Source organism: Telluria sp. ZT3P26, assembly GCF_059686035.1.
Window position 1 is genome coordinate 974231 of record NZ_JCASII010000001.1, and the last position, 21501, is coordinate 995731.

General features: G+C 62.6%; 24 protein-coding genes. 17 read left to right on the plus strand and 7 right to left on the minus strand.

Annotated elements, in window-relative coordinates:
* Positions 1–91 precede the first annotated feature (91 nt).
* Entirely contained in the window at positions 92–1903 is a 1812-nt protein-coding gene (locus AC56LN_RS04250; protein ID WP_499570110.1) for a methyl-accepting chemotaxis protein, read from the minus strand.
* Positions 1904–2188: 285 nt separating this feature from the next.
* On the opposite strand from AC56LN_RS04250, the gene pyrG reads away from it, so the two are divergent.
* The 5 genes from pyrG (at position 2189) to AC56LN_RS04275 (ending at position 6841) form a co-directional block, all read left to right on the plus strand.
* On the plus strand, positions 2189–3886 hold the full coding sequence (gene pyrG, locus AC56LN_RS04255; RefSeq protein ID WP_499570111.1) for a CTP synthase: 1698 nt from the start codon (positions 2189–2191) through the stop codon (positions 3884–3886).
* Positions 3883–4737 carry a 3-deoxy-8-phosphooctulonate synthase gene (kdsA, locus tag AC56LN_RS04260; protein WP_183555582.1) on the plus strand — a complete coding sequence of 285 codons (855 nt, stop codon included), beginning with the start codon at positions 3883–3885 and terminating at the stop codon, positions 4735–4737. Before pyrG ends, kdsA begins: the two co-directional genes overlap by 4 nt.
* 97 nt (positions 4738–4834) lie before the next feature.
* Positions 4835–6121, plus strand: coding sequence for a phosphopyruvate hydratase (gene eno, locus AC56LN_RS04265; RefSeq protein ID WP_367610692.1), 1287 nt, complete (start codon positions 4835–4837; stop codon positions 6119–6121).
* A gap of 74 nt (positions 6122–6195) precedes the next feature.
* Entirely contained in the window at positions 6196–6555 is a 360-nt protein-coding gene (gene ftsB, locus AC56LN_RS04270; RefSeq protein ID WP_482899694.1) for a cell division protein FtsB, read from the plus strand.
* Between the two features lie 10 nt (positions 6556–6565).
* A complete protein-coding gene (locus tag AC56LN_RS04275) occupies positions 6566–6841 on the plus strand; it encodes a helix-turn-helix domain-containing transcriptional regulator (RefSeq protein ID WP_499570112.1) in 276 nt (91 codons plus the stop codon).
* 185 nt (positions 6842–7026) lie between these two features.
* On the opposite strand, the gene AC56LN_RS04280 is transcribed toward AC56LN_RS04275, so the two are convergent.
* Entirely contained in the window at positions 7027–7542 is a 516-nt protein-coding gene (locus AC56LN_RS04280) for a Dps family protein (RefSeq protein WP_183555578.1), read from the minus strand.
* A gap of 236 nt (positions 7543–7778) precedes the next feature.
* Here AC56LN_RS04280 and AC56LN_RS04285 point away from each other — a divergent pair, with 236 nt between their 5' ends.
* Positions 7779–8177, plus strand: coding sequence for a VOC family protein (locus AC56LN_RS04285; protein ID WP_499570113.1), 399 nt, complete (start codon positions 7779–7781; stop codon positions 8175–8177).
* A 27-nt stretch (positions 8178–8204) separates the two neighbouring features.
* On the opposite strand, the gene hslO is transcribed toward AC56LN_RS04285, so the two are convergent.
* The gene (gene hslO / locus AC56LN_RS04290) at positions 8205–9185 is read right to left on the minus strand and encodes an Hsp33 family molecular chaperone HslO (protein ID WP_499570114.1); all 981 of its coding nucleotides are present in this window, start codon (positions 9183–9185) and stop codon (positions 8205–8207) included.
* A gap of 3 nt (positions 9186–9188) precedes the next feature.
* The gene (locus AC56LN_RS04295; RefSeq protein WP_499570779.1) at positions 9189–9713 is read right to left on the minus strand and encodes a gamma carbonic anhydrase family protein; all 525 of its coding nucleotides are present in this window, start codon (positions 9711–9713) and stop codon (positions 9189–9191) included.
* 163 nt (positions 9714–9876) lie between these two features.
* On the opposite strand from AC56LN_RS04295, the gene AC56LN_RS04300 reads away from it, so the two are divergent.
* From AC56LN_RS04300 to bamC, 10 genes are all read left to right on the plus strand, one after another.
* Positions 9877–10764 carry an alpha/beta fold hydrolase gene (locus tag AC56LN_RS04300; RefSeq protein WP_499570115.1) on the plus strand — a complete coding sequence of 296 codons (888 nt, stop codon included), beginning with the start codon at positions 9877–9879 and terminating at the stop codon, positions 10762–10764.
* Between the two features lie 42 nt (positions 10765–10806).
* A complete protein-coding gene (locus AC56LN_RS04305; protein WP_499570116.1) occupies positions 10807–11640 on the plus strand; it encodes a 3',5'-nucleoside bisphosphate phosphatase in 834 nt (277 codons plus the stop codon).
* A gap of 141 nt (positions 11641–11781) precedes the next feature.
* A complete protein-coding gene (locus tag AC56LN_RS04310; RefSeq protein WP_229424778.1) occupies positions 11782–12198 on the plus strand; it encodes a ribbon-helix-helix domain-containing protein in 417 nt (138 codons plus the stop codon).
* Between the two features lie 32 nt (positions 12199–12230).
* Positions 12231–13361: an extracellular catalytic domain type 1 short-chain-length polyhydroxyalkanoate depolymerase gene (locus AC56LN_RS04315; protein ID WP_499570118.1), complete on the plus strand. Its 1131-nt coding sequence runs from the start codon at positions 12231–12233 to the stop codon at positions 13359–13361.
* 84 nt (positions 13362–13445) lie between these two features.
* Positions 13446–14321 carry a protease HtpX gene (htpX, locus tag AC56LN_RS04320; protein WP_499570119.1) on the plus strand — a complete coding sequence of 292 codons (876 nt, stop codon included), beginning with the start codon at positions 13446–13448 and terminating at the stop codon, positions 14319–14321.
* A 21-nt stretch (positions 14322–14342) separates the two neighbouring features.
* Positions 14343–14966 carry an L-threonylcarbamoyladenylate synthase gene (locus AC56LN_RS04325; RefSeq protein ID WP_183555570.1) on the plus strand — a complete coding sequence of 208 codons (624 nt, stop codon included), beginning with the start codon at positions 14343–14345 and terminating at the stop codon, positions 14964–14966.
* Between the two features lie 81 nt (positions 14967–15047).
* Positions 15048–15701 (plus strand): site-2 protease family protein, encoded by a 654-nt coding sequence (locus tag AC56LN_RS04330; protein ID WP_499570120.1) that lies wholly within the window; start codon positions 15048–15050, stop codon positions 15699–15701.
* A 4-nt stretch (positions 15702–15705) separates the two neighbouring features.
* On the plus strand, positions 15706–16293 hold the full coding sequence (locus AC56LN_RS04335; RefSeq protein ID WP_499570121.1) for a class I SAM-dependent methyltransferase: 588 nt from the start codon (positions 15706–15708) through the stop codon (positions 16291–16293).
* Between the two features lie 55 nt (positions 16294–16348).
* Positions 16349–17233, plus strand: coding sequence for a 4-hydroxy-tetrahydrodipicolinate synthase (gene dapA, locus AC56LN_RS04340; protein WP_499570122.1), 885 nt, complete (start codon positions 16349–16351; stop codon positions 17231–17233).
* Between the two features lie 40 nt (positions 17234–17273).
* The gene (gene bamC, locus AC56LN_RS04345) at positions 17274–18467 is read left to right on the plus strand and encodes an NlpB/DapX family lipoprotein (RefSeq protein WP_499570123.1); all 1194 of its coding nucleotides are present in this window, start codon (positions 17274–17276) and stop codon (positions 18465–18467) included.
* A 235-nt stretch (positions 18468–18702) separates the two neighbouring features.
* On the opposite strand, the gene AC56LN_RS04350 is transcribed toward bamC, so the two are convergent.
* The 3 genes from AC56LN_RS04350 to AC56LN_RS04360 form a co-directional block, all read right to left on the minus strand.
* A complete protein-coding gene (locus AC56LN_RS04350) occupies positions 18703–18984 on the minus strand; it encodes a hypothetical protein (protein ID WP_482899682.1) in 282 nt (93 codons plus the stop codon).
* A gap of 292 nt (positions 18985–19276) precedes the next feature.
* Complete coding sequence (locus AC56LN_RS04355) at positions 19277–19753, minus strand: DUF7931 domain-containing protein (protein ID WP_499570125.1); 477 nt, start codon at positions 19751–19753, stop codon at positions 19277–19279.
* 2 nt (positions 19754–19755) lie between these two features.
* Positions 19756–20877 carry a JmjC domain-containing protein gene (locus tag AC56LN_RS04360; RefSeq protein WP_499570126.1) on the minus strand — a complete coding sequence of 374 codons (1122 nt, stop codon included), beginning with the start codon at positions 20875–20877 and terminating at the stop codon, positions 19756–19758.
* A 77-nt stretch (positions 20878–20954) separates the two neighbouring features.
* Between AC56LN_RS04360 and AC56LN_RS04365 the strand changes: the two genes are divergently transcribed.
* Positions 20955–21488 carry an FKBP-type peptidyl-prolyl cis-trans isomerase gene (locus tag AC56LN_RS04365; protein WP_499570128.1) on the plus strand — a complete coding sequence of 178 codons (534 nt, stop codon included), beginning with the start codon at positions 20955–20957 and terminating at the stop codon, positions 21486–21488.
* Positions 21489–21501 lie beyond the last annotated feature (13 nt).

Below are 21501 nucleotides of genomic sequence, written 5' to 3' on the forward strand. Positions count from 1 at the left end.
TGGGCGACGTTGCTGAAAGATGCGATCAGGAAGTAAAAAACCGCCGTGCCCGGAGCGGGGACGACGGTTTTTGTCGGCAGTGGCGGGAAGCTTAAAACTCTTCCCACTCCGCTTCGTTCATCTTGGTGGCGGCGACCGGTTTGTTGGCCGGCTTTGTGGCCGGCTTGCTGGCGGGCTTGGCTGCCTGCTTTTCTGCTGGCTTGCTCACAGGCTCTTCGGCAGTCGTATCAGCAGGGGGCACAGCCGGCGTGACAGCAGGCTTGGCCGCCGCACGCGGCGCCGGCTTGTTCAGCGCTGGCCGTGCCGGTGGCGGGCGCTTGACGGGTGCACTCACCACGGCCGGCGTCGTGTGCGCAGCATCGAGCTTGAACACATCGACCACCTGCGCCAGGCGCTTGGCCTGATCCTGCAGCGACGCGGTGGCAGCGGTGGCTTCCTCGACCAGTGCGGCGTTCTGCTGGGTCGCGTTGTCCATCTGGCCCATCGCCTGGTTGACCTGGTCGATGCCGGTGATCTGCTCCTGGCTGGCCGACGAGATCTCGCCCATGATGTCGGTCACGCGGCGGATCGAGTCCACCACTTCACGCATCGTCGCGCCGGTCTGGTCGACCAGCTTGGTGCCGGTGTCGACCTTCTCGACCGAGTCGCCGATGAGGCCCTTGATTTCCTTGGCGGCGGCTGCCGAGCGCTGCGCAAGCGTGCGCACTTCGGACGCGACGACCGCAAAGCCGCGGCCCTGTTCGCCGGCACGCGCGGCTTCCACCGCGGCGTTCAGCGCCAGGATGTTGGTCTGGAACGCGATGCCGTCGATGACGCTGATGATGTCGACGATCTTGCGCGACGATTCGTTGATCGAGCCCATCGTGGCGACGACCTGGTCGACCGAGGCGCCGGCCTGCGTCGCCACGCTCGAGGCGGCAATCGCCAGCTGGTTGGCCTGGCGCGCATTGTCAGCGTTCTGGCGTACGGTGCCCGTCAGTTCTTCCATCGACGCGGCGGTTTCTTCCAGCGCCGCTGCCTGCTGTTCGGTGCGGCTCGACAGGTCGAAACTGCCGGCGGCGATTTCGCCCGAGGCGCCGCTGATGGTCTGGGTGCCGGTGCGTACTTCGTCGACGATCTTGGCCAGGCTGTCGTTCATATGGCCCAGCGCGCGCAGCAGGGCGCCCGTTTCATCGTTGGCGCTGCTGTCGATGCGCACGGTCAGGTCACCGGCGGCAACCTGTTCGGCAGCCTGCACGGCGCGGCGCAGCGGGCCGGTGATCGAGCGGGTCAGCAGCCAGGCGAAGACGCCGCCCAGCAGCAGGGCGCCGGCTGCCAGCGAACCGATGACGACCTTGCCCCGCGCGGCAGTGCCGGCGATCATTGCCGCGCTGTCGCTGATGTGCTGTTGCTGCAGGTTGACCAGATCGTGGACGCGCTCTTCGTAGGCCTTGGCGGCCGGCGTGAATTGCTGGGTCAGGATCTGTTCAGCCAGTTCGGTATTGCCATCGGCCTTGGCCTTGATGGCGCCGTCGCGCGCCTTGCTGTAGGCAGCGCGGTGTTCCATCACCGACTTGAACAGGGCCGTTTCCTCGTCACCGCTGATCAAAGGCTCGATCTTCTTGACCAGATCGGCGGACAGCTTGCCGGTGGCGGCCGCGTCTTCCTTGAAGTAGGCGGTCAGCGAGCCGTCGCTGCTCTTGACGATGGCGGCGGTGCGGCGTACTGCAGCGAAAATCTGCGTGTACCATTCGGCGATCATGCGTTCTTTTGCCAGCGGCTCGGCCAGGATGATCTGCGTTTCTTGTGCGACCTGATTCAGGCGCCAGACGCCGACGGTCGCAATGATGACCGTCATCATGAGGGTCAGTGCGAACCCGGCTGCCAGTCGCGTTCCGATATTGAGTTTGATGAAGTTGCCCATGTTTGCTTTACGTAAGGTGTGGGAATGCGGCGTGGCCCAGCATCGGAAACGGTGTTCTGCCGACGGCCTTGACCGGTGTTGTAATTTACTTAAAGGTTAAAGTGACTTGTAACGATTATTGCCCAGCCGAAAGATAATTGCATCCAGAAAGCGAGATAATTGGTGGTTTTGTGAACGCCCAGCGACACCGTGCCCAGGGAGTTAACGTCTTGATATGAGGCGATATTTGCCGCTTTAAGGTATAATTTCTATTTCCCGCGTGTGCCGTTCGGCACCATCAGCACAATGACCAAATTCGTATTCGTCACTGGCGGCGTCGTCTCTTCCCTGGGCAAAGGGATTGCAGCCGCCTCCCTCGCCGCAATCCTCGAGAGCCGCGGTCTCAAAGTCACCATGCTCAAGCTCGATCCGTACATCAACGTCGATCCGGGCACCATGAGTCCAACCCAGCACGGCGAAGTCTTCGTCACCGACGACGGCGCCGAGACTGATCTCGACCTTGGCCACTACGAGCGCTTCATCAGCACCCGCATGAAGAAGGTGAACAATTTCACCACGGGCCAGATCTATGAATCGGTGATCCGCAAGGAACGCCGTGGCGAATACCTCGGCAAGACCGTGCAGGTGATCCCGCACATCACCAACGAGATCCAGGATTACATTCGTCGCGGCGCCGAAGGCGTCGACGTGGCGCTGGTCGAAATCGGCGGCACCGTTGGCGACATCGAGTCGCTGCCGTTCCTTGAAGCGGCGCGCCAGCTGTCGCTGCGTTCGGGCCGCAAGGGCGCCGCATTCGTGCACCTGACGCTCGTGCCGTTCATCGCGTCGGCCGGCGAGCTCAAGACCAAGCCGACCCAGCACAGCGTGCAGAAGTTGCGCGAAATCGGCATCTCGCCCAACGCGCTGCTGTGCCGCGCTGACCGCCCGATCCCGGACGACGAGCGCGCCAAGATCTCGCTGTTCGCCAACGTCGAAGAGCAGGCTGTCATTTCGGTGTGGGACGTCGACACCATCTACAAGGTGCCGCAAGTGCTGTGCGACCAGGGCCTGGATGACATCATCCTCGAAGCCCTTGGCCTGGAAGCACCAAAAGCCGATCTGTCGATGTGGACCAAGCTGATCCATACGCTCGAGAATCCGAAGCACGAAGTCACGATCGGCATGGTCGGCAAGTACGTCGACCTGATCGAGTCGTACAAGTCGCTGACCGAAGCGCTGCGCCACGCCGGCATTCACACCGAAAGCCGCGTCAACATCGAGTACCTCGACTCCGAAGAAATCGAAACCCGCGGCTGCGATCACCTGGCCAAGTACGATGCGATCCTGGTGCCGGGCGGCTTCGGCAAGCGCGGCGTCGAAGGCAAGATCGCCGCTGCCCGCTACGCCCGCGAAAACAAGATCCCGTACCTGGGCATCTGCCTGGGCATGCAGGTCGCGCTGATCGAGTACGCACGCAATATGGCGGGCCTGGCCAACGCCAACTCGACCGAGTTCGATCCTGACACCGACCAGCCGGTCGTCGCCCTGATCACCGAGTGGCAGAACCACGACGGCAAGGTCGAAAAGCGCGACACCAACTCGAACCTGGGCGGCACGATGCGCCTGGGCGCGCAGACCTGCGCCGTGAACCCGGGCACGCTGGCCGCTGAAATCTACGGCAACGTCGTCACCGAGCGTCACCGTCACCGCTATGAAGGCAACAACCACTACCTGCCAAAGGTCGAGGCTGCCGGCCTGACCGTGTCGGCGCGTACGCCGAACGAAGACCTGTGCGAAATCATGGAATTGCCACGCACCGGCGCGAACTCGCACCCTTGGTACATGGGCGTACAGTTCCACCCCGAGTTCAAGTCGACGCCACGCAACGGCCACCCGCTGTTCACGTCGTTCATCAAGGCTGCCCTGGCGCACCAGGCATCGAATACCAACACTGCCGCCAACGTTGAACTGGCTGCACCAGCACTCCAAGGAGACGCAGCATGAAACTCGCCGGATTCGACGTCGGCCTCGAGCACCCGATCTTCCTGATCGCCGGCACCTGCGTGATCGAATCGCGCCAGATGGCGATGGACACGGCGGGCACGCTCAAGGAAATCACCGCGGCACTGGGTATTCCGTTCATCTACAAATCGTCGTTTGACAAGGCCAATCGCTCGTCGGGCAAGTCGTTCCGCGGTCCTGGCATCGAAAAGGGTCTCGAGATCCTGGCCGACGTGCGCCGCGAAATCGGCGTGCCGGTGCTGACCGACGTGCATGACGCCGAAATGATCCCGCATGTGGCGAGCATCGTCGACGTGTTGCAGACGCCGGCCTTCCTGTGCCGCCAGACCGACTTCATCAACGCCTGCGCGCGTTCGGGTAAACCGGTCAATATCAAGAAGGGCCAGTTCCTGGCCCCGGGCGACATGAAGAACGTCATCGACAAGGCGCGCGCCGCTGCGCGCGACGCCGGCCTCGAAGAAGACAATTTCATGGCGTGCGAACGCGGCGCTTCGTTCGGCTACAACAACCTGGTCTCGGACATGCGTGGCCTGGCCATCATGCGCGAATCGAACTGCCCGGTCGTGTTCGATGCGACCCACTCGGTGCAGCTGCCGGGCGGGCAGGGCACGTCGTCGGGCGGCCAGCGCGAGCACATCCCTGTGCTGTCGCGCGCCGCCGTGGCGTCGGGCATCGCCGGCCTGTTCATGGAAACGCACCCGGACCCGGCCAATGCGATGTCGGATGGCCCGAATGCGGTGCCGCTGGCGCGCATGAAAGAGCTCCTGACGACGCTGGTCGAGATCGACCGCGTCGTCAAGAAGTCGCCATTCCTGGAATTCGACTTCAAGTAACCGTTCAGGTTTGGATGCACCGTGTTGCGGGTATCCCTGGGGGACCCGGAGCACGGTGGTCCCCCCAAGATTACCTACCTTCTGGAGACTGAGAAACATGAGTGCTATCGTTGATATCATCGGCCGCGAAATCCTGGATTCGCGCGGCAACCCTACCGTCGAATGCGACGTCCTGCTCGAATCGGGCGTGATGGGCCGCGCGGCAGTGCCGTCGGGTGCATCGACCGGCTCGCGCGAAGCGATCGAACTGCGTGATGGCGATCCGAAGCGCTACTTCGGCAAAGGCGTGCTGCAAGCCTGTGAAAATATCAACACCGAGATCTCCGAAGCGATCATGGGCCTGGACGCGAACGAGCAAGCGTTCCTGGACCGCACCCTGATCGATCTCGACGGCACCGAAAACAAGAGCCGCCTGGGCGCCAACGCCATGCTGGCCGTGTCGATGGCCGTGGCCAAGGCTGCTGCCGAAGAAGCGGGCCTGCCGCTGTACCGCTACTTCGGCGGTTCGGGCGCGATGCAGATGCCGGTGCCGATGATGAACGTCATCAACGGCGGCGCACACGCCGACAACAACCTGGACATCCAGGAATTCATGATCATCCCGGTGGGCGCCCCATCGTTCAAGGAAGCCATCCGCTACGGCGCCGAAGTCTTCCACACGCTCAAGAAAATCCTGCACGCGCGCGGCCTGAACACGGCAGTGGGCGACGAAGGCGGTTTCGCCCCGTCGGTGGCCAACCATGAAGAAGCCATCAAGCTGATCATGGAAGCAATCGAGCAGGCAGGCTACGTTGCCGGCCAGGACATCGCGCTGGGCCTCGATTGCGCCGCCAGCGAATTCTACAAGGACGGTCGCTACGTGCTCGAAGGCGAAGGCGGCCTGAGCCTGTCGGCAGCCGACTTCACCAACATGCTCGCGACCTGGTGCGACAAGTACCCGATCATCTCGATCGAAGACGCGATGCACGAAGGCGACTGGGAAGGCTGGGCCACGCTGACCGCCGCACTGGGCAAGAAAGTCCAGCTGGTGGGCGACGACCTGTTCGTCACCAACACCAAGATCCTGAAAGAGGGCATCCAGAAGGGCATCGCCAACTCGATCCTCATCAAGATCAACCAGATCGGCACCCTGACCGAGACGTTCGCCGCCATCGAGATGGCCAAGCGCGCCGGCTACACCGCCGTGATCTCGCACCGCTCGGGTGAAACCGAAGATTCGACCATCGCCGATATCGCGGTGGGCCTGAACGCGCTGCAGATCAAGACCGGTTCGCTGTCGCGTTCGGACCGCATGGCCAAGTACAACCAGTTGCTGCGCATCGAGGAAGACCTGGGCGACATCGCCAGCTACCCGGGCCGTGACGCGTTCTACAACCTGAAGTAATTCCCTGGGGCCGGCGCGCGGGATGGGATCATCCCACCCGCGCGCCGGCTTTTTCATCTCCTTCGTTTTTCACCATGCGCCTGATCACGATTGTCCTGGCTGCGCTGCTCGTGCTGATCCAGTATCCCCTCTGGCTTGGCAAAGGCGGCTGGCTGTCCGTGGCCGACATGCAGAACCAGGTCGAAACCACGCGCATCAAGACCGAGCAGCTCACGGCGCGCAACAGCAAGCTCGATTCCGAAGTCGATGACCTGACCGAAGGCACCGGGGCCGTCGAAGAGCGTGCGCGCTACGACCTGGGCATGATCAAGCAGAACGAGATTTTCGTGCAGGTGCTGCGCAAGAATGAAATCCCGGTCGAATCGATGACCGTGCCGCCACCACCGCCGCCGCCGAAACCGGGCGCCAAGCCCACCGGCGCTGCCGCACACTGAACCTATCATCATGACCGAAGAAAACACCCCGATCGATCCCGCCAGCCTCGACTCGCTCGATGCGATCGCAGACTGCCTGGCCGACGCGTTCGAAGATGGCGATGGCGCCGTGATTACCGCCGCCTTGCAGGCAGTGGCGCAGGCGCCTGCATTGGGCGAGCTGGCCGCCAGCGTGGGCATGCCGCGCGACGCGCTGCAAGCAGCGATGACGGCAGGGGAGTTCGATATGGACCTGACCCTCGAGATCATGAAGGTGGTCGACCTGCACATGAGTGGCGGGAAGTAACACGCTTCACCACGCACGTAAAAAAACGTCGTTCCCGCGAAGGCGGGAACCCAAGTTTGCGTGCAGACTGGCTACTTATAAAGTACCGACTGCGCGACGTGCTTGGGTTCCAGCCTGCGCTGGAACGACGTTTTGACGCTAACTGAATTAGCGCCAGAGCGGCCCGCAACGGGCCGCAGCACTTCTTACTCTTTCGACTGCGACGATGCGTCGCCCTGCTCGTGGCCGGCGCCCTGTTCCAGGAATGCGCGCAGCATCCATGCATTTTTCTCGTGCACTTCCATGCGGGTCGACAGCATGTCGGCGGTCGGGAAATCGTCGATTTCGTCAGCAATACGCACGGCAGCGCGCGCGGTGCGGATCACGGCTTCCTGGCCTTCGACCAGTTGACGGATCATCTCTTTGGCCGACGGCACGTCGGTTTCTTCGGTGATGGTCGACAGTTCCACATAACGCTTGTAGGTGCCTGGTGCGAAGTGGCCCAGTGCGCGGATGCGCTCGGCGATATCGTCCAGTGCGGTCCACAGCTCGGTGTACTGCTCCTGGAACATCACGTGCAGAGTCTGGAACATCGGACCGGTCACGTTCCAGTGGAAGTTGTGGGTCTTGAGGTACAGCATGTAGCTGTCGGCCAGGACGGTCGAAAGCGATTCGACGATTTTTGCGCGGTCTTCGGTGTTGATGCCAATATCGATGTTCATGTGTGTTTCTCCATTAGTCAGTGATGTCTAGGTGGTGCCACTGTCTGAAAATACAACAGTATCAAACAAGCATCAGCTTATCACTTCGCGCAAAAAGTTGAAGTCCACGAGAATTTCTGAAATCGGGGCAATACAGGGGCGCGCAGTCCTGCTACCTTGGAGCGTGTGTCGGCGAAAGTGCGCCACGGTGCGTGGCGCGGATGCATGATCCCATCGTTGTCAGACTGGAGGACATCATGAACAAGCAGGTCATCTTCAACCTTGCGGTCAAGGACCTTGAGCGGTCAAAGGCGTTCTTTTCCAGTCTCGGCTTCACTTTCAAGCCGCAATACAGCAGCGACAGCACGGCCTACATGGTCATCGTCGACGACTGCATCCATGCGATGCTGATGACCGAAACGTTCTTCGCTTCGCTGATCGACAAACCCGTGGTGCAGGCAAGCCAGGCGAATGAAGTCATCATCTGCCTGAGTTGCGAGAGTCGCGAAGAACTTGCCAGCCTGATCGACCGGGCGCGCGCTGCGGGCGCCCGTATTCCGCATCCGCTGGAGGACCATGGCTTCATGGTCGACCAGGGCTTCGAAGACCTCGATGGTCATCTGTGGAATCTGGTGTGGATGGCGCCGCAGCCCTGATGGGCTGCGGCACTTCGGGGGATTGCTTCAGTGCGTGCTGCCGCTCGGCGGAATCAGCGTCTGGGCCGCGGTATCCACGGCAAACAGCTGCGCGCAATCGACCTTGTCGAACGAATAATGCTTGCCGCAGAAATCGCAGTTGATGCCCAGTTCGCCCAGTTCTTCCAGCGCCGTTTCCACTTCTGGCTGGCCCAGCATCTTGAGCATGTTGCCGACCTTTTCGCGGTTGCAGCTGCAGTGGAACTGCGGGTGCATCGGGTCGAACACGCGGATGGTTTCTTCCCAGAAAAGGCGGTGCAGCAGCGTCGAGATGTCGGTCGACAGCAGCTCTTCGTGCTTGAGCGTGCCGCCCAGCGCTGCAGCGCGGTTCCAGGTTTCCAGGTCTTCCGCTTCGGAGGCCTGCTTGGTCTGGTCTTCACCACCGCTGTGACGCGGCAGTTTTTGAAGCAGCATGCCGCGCGCGACCTTGTCGTCAGCCGCGACCCACAGGCGCGTGTCGAGCTGCTCCGAACGCAGCATGTAGTTTTCGATGACCGTGGCGACATCGTCGCCGTCGAGCGGCACGATGCCCTGGTACGGCTGCTGGCCCGGCATCTTTTCGAGCGGGTCGAGCGTGATCACGAAGCGGCCCGTGCCCTGCACATTGACTAGCTGGCCGAGCGTGGCGTCGTCGGTGACGTCGACGTCCGGCGCCAGCTTGGCCGTGGCGCGCATGCGCAGGTCGGCATCGCATTCGACGACGAGCAGGCGCACCGGGCCGTCGCCGTGGATCTGCATCACGATCGAGCCGTTGAACTTGAGGTTGGCCGACAGCAGCGCGCAGGCGGCCACCATCTCGCCCAGCACCGAGCGCACCGCTTTCGGGTAGCCGTGGCGCGCCTGGATCTCGCGCCAGGTGTCGGAAATCTCGACCAGCTCACCGCGCACGGCGGCATTGTCGAAGATGAATTTTTGCAGCGTGTCGCCGGTGGTGCTCGTGATGTCAAGCGTGGTGTCTGGTGTCGTCATTCTTTATCCGATTCTCTTTAGCTGTGTATTGAATAGCTGGCCTCGCGCGACATAGCTCGCGGCATTGCCCTGCAGGCGCAGCAGGTCTTCTTGTGTCAGGGTCCGCACTACTTTCGCGGGCGAACCCAGGATCAGTGAGTGATCGGGAAATGTCTTGTTCTCCGTGACCAGCGCGCCGGCGCCGACCAGGCAGCCCTTGCCGATGCGGGCACCGTTCAGGATCACGGCGCCGATGCCGATCAGCGAGTCGTCGCCGACCGTACAACCGTGCAGCATGGCCTGGTGGCCGATCGTCACACCGCGGCCGATGTCGAGCGGATAGCCCATGTCGGTATGCATCACCGTGCCTTCCTGCACATTGCTGTTTTCGCCAATGGTGATGCGTTCGTTGTCGCCCCGCAACGTGGCCCCGAACCACACCGACGTGTTGGCCGCCAGTGTGACGTTGCCGATCAGCGTGGCCGAATCGGCGACGAACGCCGACGGATCGATCTCGGGTGCATGTTCGCCCAGCTGGTAAATGGCCATGGATGCGCTCGCAGAAGGTTGGAATGGGGCTATTTTACCGCTCCAGGCCTGGGTCAGCGCCGGCTTTGCCATCGCCCGAAGACCGGCAGATGGGGCCGTGGTACGCGAATTCAACGGGCCGGCGATATAATCGCCTGAACGATCGTACTTTTTTCGAGGCTTCATGAAACTTTCACGCTCTGAATTCGTCACCGTACGCGGCCTGCGCCTTCACGTACGCCATTGGGGAAACGAAGGTGCACCCAAGCTGTTCATGCTGCACGGCTGGATGGATGTGGCGGCCTCGTTCCAGTTTGTCGTCGATGCATTGGCGGGTGACTGGCATGTGATCGCACCGGACTGGCGCGGCTTCGGGCACAGCGACCGCTCGGGCGCCGATACTTACTGGTTCCCGGATTACGTGGCCGATCTCGATGCGCTGCTCGACCGGTTTGCCCCGGACGAGGCCGTGAACCTGCTCGGCCACAGCATGGGCGGCAATATCGCCGGCCTGTATGCGGGCGTGCGGCCGCATCGCGTGGCCAAGCTGATCAACCTGGAAGGTTTCGGCCTGCCGACGACGACAGCGGCGCAGTATCCGAAACGGATGGCCAGCTGGCTCGACGAACTGCGCGCGCCACCCGAGATGCGCGGCTATGCCAGCCTGGACGAGGTGGCGGCGCGCCTGCGCAAGACCAACCCGCGCCTGGCCTACGAGCGCTCGAGCTTTCTTGCTGCGCACTGGTCCGAGCAGGACCGCGACGGCCAGTGGCGCATCCTGGGCGATCCGGCGCACAAGATGACGGGGCCGCTGCTGTACCACGTCGACGAGATCATGGCGGCGTGGTCGGCCATTACGGCGCCGGTGCTGTGGGTCGAGGCCGAGGACACCGACATGTGGCGCTGGATGGGCGCGAAGGAGCAGGCGCGCGCCGAGGTCGATCGCCGTATGGGGTACCTGAAGAACGTCACGGCGCGCATGATGCCGCAGGCGGGGCACATGCTGCATCATGACCAGCCGGAATTGCTGGCGCGCATGATCGAGGACTTCCTCGCTGCGCCGGCAGATTGATGCGCGTACAATGGAGCGTCCATCCCGCCCGTTGATAAGCCCATGCTGAAAGTCGATCTGCACTGCCATTCCAATGTCTCCGACGGTGTCCTAGCGCCATCGGACGTGGCCGCCTACGCCGGCAAGAGTGGCGTGAACGTTTGGGCGCTGACCGACCATGACGAAATCAGCGGCGTGAAGGCGGCGCGCAAGGCAGCCACGGCGCTGGGCATGCGTTTTGTGGCCGGTGTGGAGATCTCGGTCACCTGGGCCAACGACACCGTCCACGTCGTCGGCCTGCAAGTCGATGAAGACAATCCGGCACTGATCGCCGGCCTGGCGGCAACGCGCAATGGCCGCGAAAAACGGGCCCGCGAGATGGCGGCCCAGCTCGAGCAGGCCGGCATTCCCACACCGTACGAAGGCGCGCTGCGTTACGTCGCCAATCCCGACCTGATGTCGCGCACCCACTTTGCGCGTTATCTGTGCGAAATCGGCGTGTGCCGGACAACTTCCGAAGTCTTCCGCCGCTTCCTGACCGAAGGCAAGCCAGGCTACGTGCCGCATCGCTGGGCGACGCTTGGCGAGGCGATGGGCTGGATTCAGGGCGCGGGCGGTATCGCTGTCATTGCGCATCCGGGGCGCTACAAGTTCAGCGACACGGCGCAGGGCGCGATGTTCGACGAGTTCCGCCAACTGGGCGGCACTGCCATCGAAGTCGTGACCGGCAGCCACACGCCGGACCAGTACGGCACCTACGCCGAAGTTGCGCGCCGCTATGGCTTTCTCGCTTCGCGCGGCACCGATTTCCATGCACCCGGCGAATCGCGGGTCGAGTTCGCTGAATTGCCGCCGCTGCCATCCGGCGTGACGCCGATCTGGCACGACTGGTTCTAACACTTTCTCCTGCTTGACCCTACGGCTGCCGCTTCTGCGGCTGGCCGCGCTGCGCCTGTTTTTATAAAGAATTTTCCCACCAGCTCTTGTAAAAGCCGATTTATACTCCAATTGGAGTATATGCAGCGTATGGAGAGCACGATGAAAGCAGTTTTACCCCAACAGAAACTCCCTGACAGCGACAAGGTCACGGTCAATGTCGGCCTGGTCGACCTGGCCCAGGTCGACCTGCTGGTCGAGGAAGGGTTTTATTCCAACCGCACCGATCTGGTGCGCACGGCCATCCGCAACCTGCTCACGCAGCATGCCGACGTGATCCGTCAGACCATCGTGCGCAAGCGCTATGTGATGGGCCTGTACCGCTATTCGGTGCAGGAACTTGAACAACTGGTGGCAGAGGGTCAGCAACTGGACATCCATGTGCTGGGCCTGGCGGTCATCGAAGACAACGTATCACCTGAACTTGCCCGGAATGCGATCGCGTCGATCCAGGTCCTGGGCGCATTTGTTGCATCACCTGCCGTGCGCGCCGCGCTGGCAGATCGCACCCTCACCTAGACTGGATAATGATGAAATCGCTCGACCAATTCATGAACAAGATGATGGCCTCTGCCCGCCTCGTGCAGAACAAGGATGTGGCCTCGGCCACCGCCACGATCCAGCAAGCGCTGGCGCAGGCCGGCCTGATGCCGGGGCAGGGGCAGGGCGCCGCGCCCGCCAGCAAGGACGCCACCGCCTTTGTGGACATCAACCCGGCGCCCGATTGGCAAGCCCAGCTGCGCAAGGGTCAGGCGGCCATGCGCGCCGCCGGCGTCGGTGTCGGCATTGGCATGCCTCTGGATGACGACGTGGCGGTCATGGAAGACATTGCCGGTGGCACGTTCACGGCAGGCGTCTTTTCGAACGCAGCCGGTCGCCGTCGCTACAAGCTGTACATTCCGTCGCAGCCATCGACCATACCGCGCCCGCTGATCGTCATGCTGCACGGCTGCACGCAGAATCCGGATGATTTCGCGCTCGGCACCGGCATGAATCGCCTGGCCGAAGAAGCCAACTGCCTCGTGCTGTATCCCGAGCAGGACAGCGGGTCGAACCGCACGCAGTGCTGGAACTGGTTCGAGGCGGGCAACCAGACGCGCGATGCGGGCGAGCCGGGCATCATCGCCGGGTTGACGCGGCAGATCGTCAAGGAGCACGGCGCCGATCCGGCGCAGGTATTCGTGGCCGGCATGTCGGCGGGCGGGGCGATGGCCGCCGTGCTGGGCGCCGAGTATCCGGACCTGTTCGCGGCAGTGGGCGTGCACTCCGGCTTGCCGGCTGGTAGCGGGCGCGACATGATCACCGGCTTGCAGGCGATGAAGAAGCCGGCCAGGGGGCGCACCTTGCGCGAGGCCGTGCCGGTCATCGTGTTCCATGGCAGCACCGATCACGTGGTGGCGCCGGCCAATGGCGACGCCGTCCTGCAACAGTATGTGGGCGCTCACGCCGGCCTGCACGCTGCGCCGCTGAGCGTGCGTCACGACGATGCAGCCCATGGCGGACGCCGCTGCCGCCGCAGTGTCTGGCGCGATGACGCGGGCCGGGCCATGGCGGAGCAGTGGGTCGTGCACGGAGCAGGGCATGCGTGGGCGGGCGGCAATGCAGCCGGGTCGCATACCGATGCGGCGGGGCCGTCTGCGTCGAAGGAAATGCTGCGGTTTTTCCTGGGAACGAAGCGCTGATGCGGGCTTGTAGTCCGTGCCCTTGAATTTTCCGACAAGAAGCCCAATATTGGCATCTTGTCATCCATTCAGGAGTTGTCCGCCATGAAGCGCATTGTTCTTTTCCTCGCCACCAATCTTGCCGTCGTTCTGGTGCTGACGCTGGTCATGAACGTGTTCGGTCTTGGCCGCGCCGTCTCGGCGCAGGGCATCGATTTCGCTTCACTGGCCGTGATGTCGCTCGTCATCGGCTTTACCGGGTCGTTCATTTCGCTGTTGATCAGCAAACCGATGGCCAAGTGGTCGACCGGCGCGCGCGTGATCGAACAACCGGCCAACTCCACCGAGCAGTGGCTGGTAGGTACCGTGCGTCGCCTTGCTGAGCGCGCCGGCATCGGCATGCCCGAGGTTGCCGTCTACGATGGCGAGCCAAATGCGTTCGCCACCGGCGCATTCAAGAATTCGGCGCTGGTCGCCGTGTCCACGGGCCTGCTGCAGAGCATGAACCAGGACGAAGTCGAGGCTGTCCTGGGCCATGAAGTCGCCCACATCGCCAATGGCGACATGGTCACGCTGACGCTGATCCAGGGTGTGGTCAATACCTTCGTCGTGTTCTTTGCGCGTGTGGTCGGCTTCTTTGTCGACAAGCTGCTGTTCCGTAAAGAGGGCGACGCGCCCGGCATCGGCTATTACGCCACCGTGATGGTCTGTGAAGTCCTGTTCGGCCTGCTTGCCTCGATCATCGTGGCCTGGTTCTCGCGCCAGCGCGAATTCCGCGCCGACGCCGGCGCCGCCAAACTGATGGGCAGCCCGGTGCCGATGCAGCACGCGCTGGCCCGCCTGGGCGGCTTCGCGCCGGGCGCGTTGCCGAAAGCGATGTCGGCATCGGGCATTTCCGGCAGCGGCGGCGGCTGGGGCGCGCTGTTCTCGACCCACCCGCCGATGGAGCAGCGTATCGCCGCGCTCCAGTCGCTGCGCTAACCAATAACAAGGACACCATCCATGGGCCAGTTTTTCCAGATTCACCCTGAAAACCCGCAAGCGCGCCTGATCAAGCAGGCCGCGCAGATCGTCAGCGCCGGCGGCATCGTCGCGCTGCCGACTGATTCCGCGTACGCGCTCGTTTGCCGCCTGGACGACAAGAACGCGGTCGAGAAGCTGCGCCGCATCCGTGGCGTCGATGACAAGCACCACCTGACGCTGCTGGTGCGCGACCTGTCCGAGGTGGCGCAGTATGCGCGCGTGGACAACACGCAATACCGCCTGCTCAAGGCCACGATGCCGGGCCCGTACACGGTGATCCTGGAAGCCACGCGTGAGCTGCCGCGGCGCCTGTCGCACCCGTCGCGCAAGACGATTGGCCTGCGCGTACCGGAAAACCGCATCACGCTGGCGCTGCTCGAAGAACTGGGCGAACCGCTGATCGGCACCACGCTGCAACTGCCGGGCGACGAGCACATGCTGTCCGATCCCGATGAAGTGCGCGAACGCCTCGAAAAGCAGATCGAACTGATCATCGACGGCGGCGCTGGCATGCTGGAAGCCACCACCGTGATCGACCTGACCGGCCCCGAGCCGGTGCTGATTCGCGAGGGCAGGGGCGATCCGGCAGCGTTCGGCCTGTAATCAGCCGGGCTGCAGCCTTCAAGGCTGCCTTAAGTATTCCACCGGTCAAGTACGCGCCGCGCTCTGATAGAATCAGCCCCCATGGAAGAAACGATTCGCACCCTCGCGGTGTATGCGCTGCCGGTCCTGTTTGCAATCACGCTGCACGAAGCTGCCCACGCCTACGCTGCCAAGTACTTTGGCGACAACACCGCCTATTCGCAGGGGCGCATGAGCCTCAATCCGTTGGTGCACATCGACATCTGGGGCACGATCGTGATCCCGGTTCTGATGTTCCTGTTCACGCCGTTCGTGTTCGGCTATGCCAAGCCGGTGCCCGTCGAATTCGGGCGTCTGCGCAACCCGAAGCGCGATATGGCGTGGGTGTCTCTGGCCGGCCCGTTTGCCAACTTCGTCATGGCCGTGCTGTGGCTGATCATGGGCGTGCTGCTCGTGTTCTTCCAGGTGGGCGAAGAATTTCCGCACAAGATGGCGCAGGCCGGCATCTTCACGAACCTGTTGATCATGGCCTTCAACCTGCTGCCGATCCCGCCGCTCGATGGTGGCCGGGTCGTCACGGCGATGCTGCCGCACCGCGCGGCCTACGCATTCGCGCGCATCGAACCCTACGGCTTCTTCGTCGTGCTGGCGCTGGTGATGCTCAAGGTCGTCGGTTACTGGCTTACGCCGGTGATGGCGCTGGGTGGCTATCTGGTGCAGCTGGCGGCCACGCCATTCACGTTCTTCCTGCTCTGAGCCGATGAGCACCGGCGTTCACATGGCGGCCTTGCCCGCGTCGCCCTGGGTAGCGCGCTTCGTGCCCCTGGCGCGGCCCGGCGAAGCGCTCGACCTGGCCTGCGGCAATGGGCGCCACACGCGCCTGCTCGCGGCGCAAGGTTTCAAGGTGCTGGCGGTTGATCGCAATCCGGCCGCGCTGGCCGCCAGCGCGGGCGAGGGCGTAACGACCATGGCCTGCGATCTCGAAGCTGATGGCGCAACCTGGCCCTTCGAGGCCGGGCGCTTCGCCGTCATCGTCGTCACCAATTACCTGCACCGGCCGCTGTTCGCGCAGATCGCGGCCAGCCTGCGGCCCGACGGCATCCTGATCTACGAAACCTTCGCGCAAGGTAACGAGGTCTATGGCAAACCATCGAATCCGGCCTTCCTGCTCGCGCCCGGCGAACTGCTGGCGCTGGCCCATGAGGGCGGCCTGCAGGTGCTGGCGTACGAGGATGGCCACGTAGAGCGGCCCCATCCGGCGCAGGTGCAGCGCCTGTGCGCCGCCGGTCATGCATACCGCAAAACCGAGGCCCGGCTCGACCATATTGTGGTCAGGAATGAACCATAGGGGCGGGCTATCCGCTACAATCAGATTTTTAAATGAATGGCACGGTCCAAAGATTATGATTAAGGGCAGTATCGTAGCAATCGTCACCCCGATGTTCGAAGATGGCACCGTCGACCGCGACGCCCTGCGCGCGCTGATCGACTGGCATATCGCCGAAGGTACCGACGCGATCGTCATCGTGGGCACGACCGGCGAATCGGCGACGCTGTCGCCGGAAGAGCATTGCGAACTCGTCAAGCTGGCCGTCGACCACGTCGCCGGCCGCATCCCTGTCATCGCCGGTACCGGCGGCAATTCGACCGTGGAAGCCATCGCGCTGACCCGTCACGCGAAAAGCGTCGGTGCCGATGCCTCCCTGCAGGTCGTGCCGTACTACAACCGGCCGACGCAAGAGGGCATGTACCGCCACTTCCGCACCATCGCCGAAGCCGTCGACCTGCCGATCATCCTGTACAACGTGCCGGGCCGTACCGTGGCCGACATGGCCAACGAGACGGTCGCGCGCCTGGCGCCGATCGAGAACATTGTCGGCATCAAGGACGCCACCGGCAATATCGGGCGCGGCATCGAACTGCTCAAGATGGTCGACAAATCGTTCGCCGTGTATTCGGGCGACGATCCGACCGCGATGGCGCTGATGTTCTGCGGCGGCGCCGGCAATATCTCGGTCACCGCCAACGTGGCGCCACGCGCGATGCACGAGCTCTGCGTGGCTGCCATGAACGGCGACATCGCCCGCGCGCTCGAGATTAACAACCGCGTGCTCGGCCTGCACGCCAAGCTGTTCGTCGAACCGAATCCGGTGCCCGTCAAATGGGCACTGGCCGAGATGGGCAAGATGCCGGCCGGCCTGCGCCTGCCGCTCGCGCCGCTGTCCTCCCAATACCACGAGATCGTACGTGCCGCCCTGGTGGAAGCCGGCGTTCATTCCCCATCCTGAATCCGCAAGGGTTCGGGTTACTGACCTGATATCGAACGACATGACTATTCGCAAGACTAAGAATTCCAACGGCGCATCCCTGATCAACGCTCCTGCCGTCGCCCGTGTGCTCTCGCTCACGGTCATCGCGTTCAGCCTGACGGCCTGCACCACGATTTTCGGTGGCGACAAGGTCGACTACAAAGGCGCCAAGAAAGCTGCACCGCTGGACGTGCCGCCTGACCTGACCAAATTGCAGCGCGATAACCGCTATGCGATCCCCGACGGCCGCGGTGTTGCCACGGCATCCGAATTCCAGCAGGGCCAGGCAGCAGCAGCTGCGAGCGGCGTGCCTGCGGTGGCCGGTGTCTCGGCCTCCGGCCAGCCGATCGGCCCGATCTCGACCGATGCTGTCAGCGTGCAGCGCAATGGCGACCAGCGCTGGCTGGTGGTCAAGCAGACGCCTGAACAGCTGTGGCCGCAACTGCGCCAGTTCTGGGAAGAGCAGGGCTTCGCACTTGAGACCGAGTCGGCCACCACCGGCACCATGGAAACCGCCTGGGTCGAGAACCGCTCGAAGATCCCGCAGGACTTCGTCCGTCGCGCCATCGGCCGTGTGTTCGACAGCGCTTATTCCACCGGCGAGCGCGACAAGTTCCGCACGCGCCTCGAGCGCCTGCCAGATGGCTCGACCGAGATCTGGGTCAGCCACCGCGGCGCCGAAGAAGTCCTGACCGGCCCACAAAGCGAAACCACGACCTGGACCGTGCGTCCCAACGATCCGGGTCTCGAGTCGCAATACCTGAGCCGTATCGTTGCGCTGCTGACGGGTGCGAAAGAAGTCGCCCCGGCCGAAGCCATGGTCGCCAACGCGCCGCTGGCACCGCAGCACGCCAAGCTGGTGGGCGACAAGGTCGAAGTCGATGAAGGATTCGACCGCGCATGGCGCCGTGTCGGCCTGGCGCTCGATCGCGTCGGCTTCACCGTCGAAGACCGCGACCGCGTACAGGGTATCTACTTCGTGCGCTACGTCGATCCGGATGCGGGCGAGACCAAGGATGGCTTCTTCAAGCGCCTCTTCACGTTCGGCAAGTCGGAAGACGACGCCAAGGAAGCGCAGCGCTACCGCGTGCTGGTCAAGGCCGCACAAGGTGCGAACGTCAGCGAAGTGTCGGTGCAGACCAACGACGGCAAGGCAGAAACCTCGCCAACGACGACCAAGATCCTGACCCTGCTGAACAACGAGCTGAAGTAAGCCTCGCAGCGGCAACAAAAAAACCGGCCAACTGGCCGGTTTTTTTATGCGTCGTAGGGTGGACGGCTATGCCGTCCACGCGTTCTGATCAACTACATCTTGTGGCGCTTCACCGTTTGTTGAACGCGTGGACGGGAAACCCGTCCACCCTACGCCACTCCAGCATCCTGTTCCATCAAGCACAGACGTAAAAAAACCGGCCCGCAGGCCGGTTTCTTCATTACCGAGTAACGAATTACTTGGTGGTAGCAGCAGCGTCAGCAGCTTGCGTAGCCGAGGTCTGAGCAGCAGCAGCAGCGTCGGTTGCGGTGGTTGCAGCAGCAGCAGCGTCGGTTGCAGCAGCGTCAGCAGCAGCAGCAGCTGGAGCGGTTGCGTCAGCAGCTGGCATGGTTGCGTCAGCAGGAGCGACGACAGCAGCTGGGGTTTCGGTCACTGGTGCGACTGGAGCTTCTTCTTTCTTAGCGCAAGCAGCCAGGGTAACAGCGAACAGGGAAGCGATCAGCAGGGATTTTTTCATGGTTTTTTCCTTAGTATTTACAAAAGTAGAACTACTTGATACGAATAATAATTACCGGTAATTATTTCTCGATGGAATTCTCGTGCCTTCACAAATAGCAAGACTGCCACGGGCGCAACGGAACCTTCCTGATTGATATTATAGACAATTTTACAGTTTCGCAATAGCGAACACATGCCGTGGTGTAAGAATTTTCCGCTTTGATAAGCTTCATATTGTTACAAGATGCTACGTACATGACGGAATGCCTGAAAAGTAACTATCAGGCAACGGCTCATGCTGGCTGGATGCCCTACAGCCCGGTGGTCGTCGGCTGCAGTGTTGGCCGCGATGCTTCCCAGATTGCATCGAATCGATGCTGTGGCACATCGACAGCGTGCGGATCATCGAAGTTGGCTTCGCCACGCATGTGGTCGCTGTGGAAGCGTCGCACCACATGCTGTTCGTCGGCGATGCAGAACGAGTCGGTCAGCTGGCGCAGGTTCTTCGGGCTCTGGCGGCATTCGCAGGCATGGCCGTAGTCGCGCAGCAGACGCACGAAGCGCGGGAAATGGCGTTCGATATGGCCCGGCTCGTGCAGGGCCAGGCGCAAGGTGCCGCCCCGTTGCAGGAACGCGCGCAGCGCCGCATCCACCTGGACAGCGCCCAGCGCGAACACGGCACCATCCGGATCGAACAGGCGCAGGCTGTGCTGCGCGGCCGTCACGATGGCGAGAAACTGCGCCTCGCAATCGCGCCGGGTGTCGAACGGGATGGCGCGCGCGTCCATGGTCAGCCCAGCTCGACCCAGCCGTCCTGGTACCAGGCGTACAAGGATTCGGTGACGTCGTCGGTGGCCTTGCCAAGCGTGGCGCCATCGATGCGGCGGTCGTTGGCCAGCACGTCGAGTACCACCTTGTCGGCGCGGCCAGCGGCCAGCGATTCGCCGTTGATGAAGACGTTCTTGCCGCGGTACAGCATCAGCGTCTTGCTCGACAACTTGACGCCGCGCTTGGCTGCCGTTTCCATGAAGCGCCCGAAGGTCAGCGGTTTGGCAGGCGGCGTGAAGAACACATTGTGCTTCGGCTCGGACATGTGCTCGCCGAGGAAGATGGTGACGTCTTCTTCGTCCCAGCGCACCTTGTTGAGTTCTTCGGTGACGGTGGCGAGCATGTGCTTCGGAATCTCGGCCGGGTTCTTTGTTTCTTGCAGTTCCGGATCGGCGTAGCGACCCGGCAGGTCGATGGAATCGGCCATGAATTGCAGGAAGGATTCGCCCAGTTCCTGGAACGACGGCGAGCGGAAGCCGATCGAATAGGTCATGCATTCGCCTTCGGCGATGCCGTCGTGCGCGTACTGTGGCGGCAGGTACAGCATGTCGCCCGGCTCGAGCACGAATTCTTCTTCGGCCTCGAAATTGGCCAGGATCTTGAGCGGCAAGCCCTCGATGATCGTCAGGTCCTGCTGCGCGCCGATGCGCCAGCGGCGCTTGCCGTGCGCCTGCAGCAGGAACACGTCGTACGAGTCGTAATGGGGGCCGACGCCGGCGCCATCGGTGGCAAAGCTCACCATCAGGTCGTCCAGGCGGGCATCCGGCACGAAGCGGAACTGGCGCAGCAGCTCGTCGGCGCGCTCGTCATGCAGGTTCACACCCTGGACCAGCATCGTCCAGTTGGGCTCGCTGCGGGCGGGCAAGTCGGTGAGGGGGCCGTGCTGCATGTCCCACTCGCCGTCGCGCAGCGAGACCAGGCGCGATTCGACATGGTTCAGCGCGGCCAGCTCGGCCAGCTTCTCGAACTTGAGCAGCGGCTTGAAGCCGGGGATGGCGCCACGGATCAGCAGCGGTTTCTTGTGCCAGTAATCGCGCAGGAATTCAGCGGGGGAAAGATTCCCTAAAAGCGGTAGTTTTTTCATGCGACATTATAACCAGCCGAAGCGGGCCCTAGACCCATCGAGAGTATAATCCGCAGCTCACAATGAAAGGATGGACGATGAAGATTGCTAAAGACACAGTCGTGACGGTTAACTACAAACTGTCGGATGCCCAGAACAATCTGATCGAGGAGGGCTCCCAGCCGATGGTGTACCTGCACGGCGGCTACGAGAATACCCTGCCGAAGATCGAAGAAGAGCTGGACGGCAAAGAAACCGGCTACGCCTCGACGATCCAGGTAGAACCGGACGACGCATTCGGCGACTACGAGCCAGAGCTGGTGAAGGTCGAAGAGCGTTCGCGCCTGCCGGAACCGATCGAAATCGGCATGCAGTTCGAAGGCGTGGCCGAAAACGGTGATGACGATCCGGTGATTTTCACCGTGACCGAAATCGCTGACGACAAGGTCGTCCTGGATGGCAACCATCCACTGGCCGGCATGGCACTGCGCTTCGACCTGTCCGTGGTCGATGTGCGCGCTGCGACCGCTGAAGAAATCCAGCACGGTCACGTGCATGGCGCCGGCGGTCATCATCACGAGATCGATGACAGCGATGATGGCGATCACTTCCGTAGCCAGCCGCTGCAGTAATCCGGTTGGTACG

Coding starts and splice junctions, on each gene's coding strand:
- AC56LN_RS04250 (WP_499570110.1), bottom strand. CDS start 1,903: ATGGGCAACTTCATCAAACTCAATATCGGAACGCGACTGGCAGCCGGG.
- pyrG (WP_499570111.1), top strand. CDS start 2,189: ATGACCAAATTCGTATTCGTCACTGGCGGCGTCGTCTCTTCCCTGGGC.
- kdsA (WP_183555582.1), top strand. CDS start 3,883: ATGAAACTCGCCGGATTCGACGTCGGCCTCGAGCACCCGATCTTCCTG.
- eno (WP_367610692.1), top strand. CDS start 4,835: ATGAGTGCTATCGTTGATATCATCGGCCGCGAAATCCTGGATTCGCGC.
- ftsB (WP_482899694.1), top strand. CDS start 6,196: ATGCGCCTGATCACGATTGTCCTGGCTGCGCTGCTCGTGCTGATCCAG.
- AC56LN_RS04275 (WP_499570112.1), top strand. CDS start 6,566: ATGACCGAAGAAAACACCCCGATCGATCCCGCCAGCCTCGACTCGCTC.
- AC56LN_RS04280 (WP_183555578.1), bottom strand. CDS start 7,542: ATGAACATCGATATTGGCATCAACACCGAAGACCGCGCAAAAATCGTC.
- AC56LN_RS04285 (WP_499570113.1), top strand. CDS start 7,779: ATGAACAAGCAGGTCATCTTCAACCTTGCGGTCAAGGACCTTGAGCGG.
- hslO (WP_499570114.1), bottom strand. CDS start 9,185: ATGACGACACCAGACACCACGCTTGACATCACGAGCACCACCGGCGAC.
- AC56LN_RS04295 (WP_499570779.1), bottom strand. CDS start 9,713: ATGGCCATTTACCAGCTGGGCGAACATGCACCCGAGATCGATCCGTCG.
- AC56LN_RS04300 (WP_499570115.1), top strand. CDS start 9,877: ATGAAACTTTCACGCTCTGAATTCGTCACCGTACGCGGCCTGCGCCTT.
- AC56LN_RS04305 (WP_499570116.1), top strand. CDS start 10,807: ATGCTGAAAGTCGATCTGCACTGCCATTCCAATGTCTCCGACGGTGTC.
- AC56LN_RS04310 (WP_229424778.1), top strand. CDS start 11,782: ATGAAAGCAGTTTTACCCCAACAGAAACTCCCTGACAGCGACAAGGTC.
- AC56LN_RS04315 (WP_499570118.1), top strand. CDS start 12,231: ATGAACAAGATGATGGCCTCTGCCCGCCTCGTGCAGAACAAGGATGTG.
- htpX (WP_499570119.1), top strand. CDS start 13,446: ATGAAGCGCATTGTTCTTTTCCTCGCCACCAATCTTGCCGTCGTTCTG.
- AC56LN_RS04325 (WP_183555570.1), top strand. CDS start 14,343: ATGGGCCAGTTTTTCCAGATTCACCCTGAAAACCCGCAAGCGCGCCTG.
- AC56LN_RS04330 (WP_499570120.1), top strand. CDS start 15,048: ATGGAAGAAACGATTCGCACCCTCGCGGTGTATGCGCTGCCGGTCCTG.
- AC56LN_RS04335 (WP_499570121.1), top strand. CDS start 15,706: ATGAGCACCGGCGTTCACATGGCGGCCTTGCCCGCGTCGCCCTGGGTA.
- dapA (WP_499570122.1), top strand. CDS start 16,349: ATGATTAAGGGCAGTATCGTAGCAATCGTCACCCCGATGTTCGAAGAT.
- bamC (WP_499570123.1), top strand. CDS start 17,274: ATGACTATTCGCAAGACTAAGAATTCCAACGGCGCATCCCTGATCAAC.
- AC56LN_RS04350 (WP_482899682.1), bottom strand. CDS start 18,984: ATGAAAAAATCCCTGCTGATCGCTTCCCTGTTCGCTGTTACCCTGGCT.
- AC56LN_RS04355 (WP_499570125.1), bottom strand. CDS start 19,753: ATGGACGCGCGCGCCATCCCGTTCGACACCCGGCGCGATTGCGAGGCG.
- AC56LN_RS04360 (WP_499570126.1), bottom strand. CDS start 20,877: ATGAAAAAACTACCGCTTTTAGGGAATCTTTCCCCCGCTGAATTCCTG.
- AC56LN_RS04365 (WP_499570128.1), top strand. CDS start 20,955: ATGAAGATTGCTAAAGACACAGTCGTGACGGTTAACTACAAACTGTCG.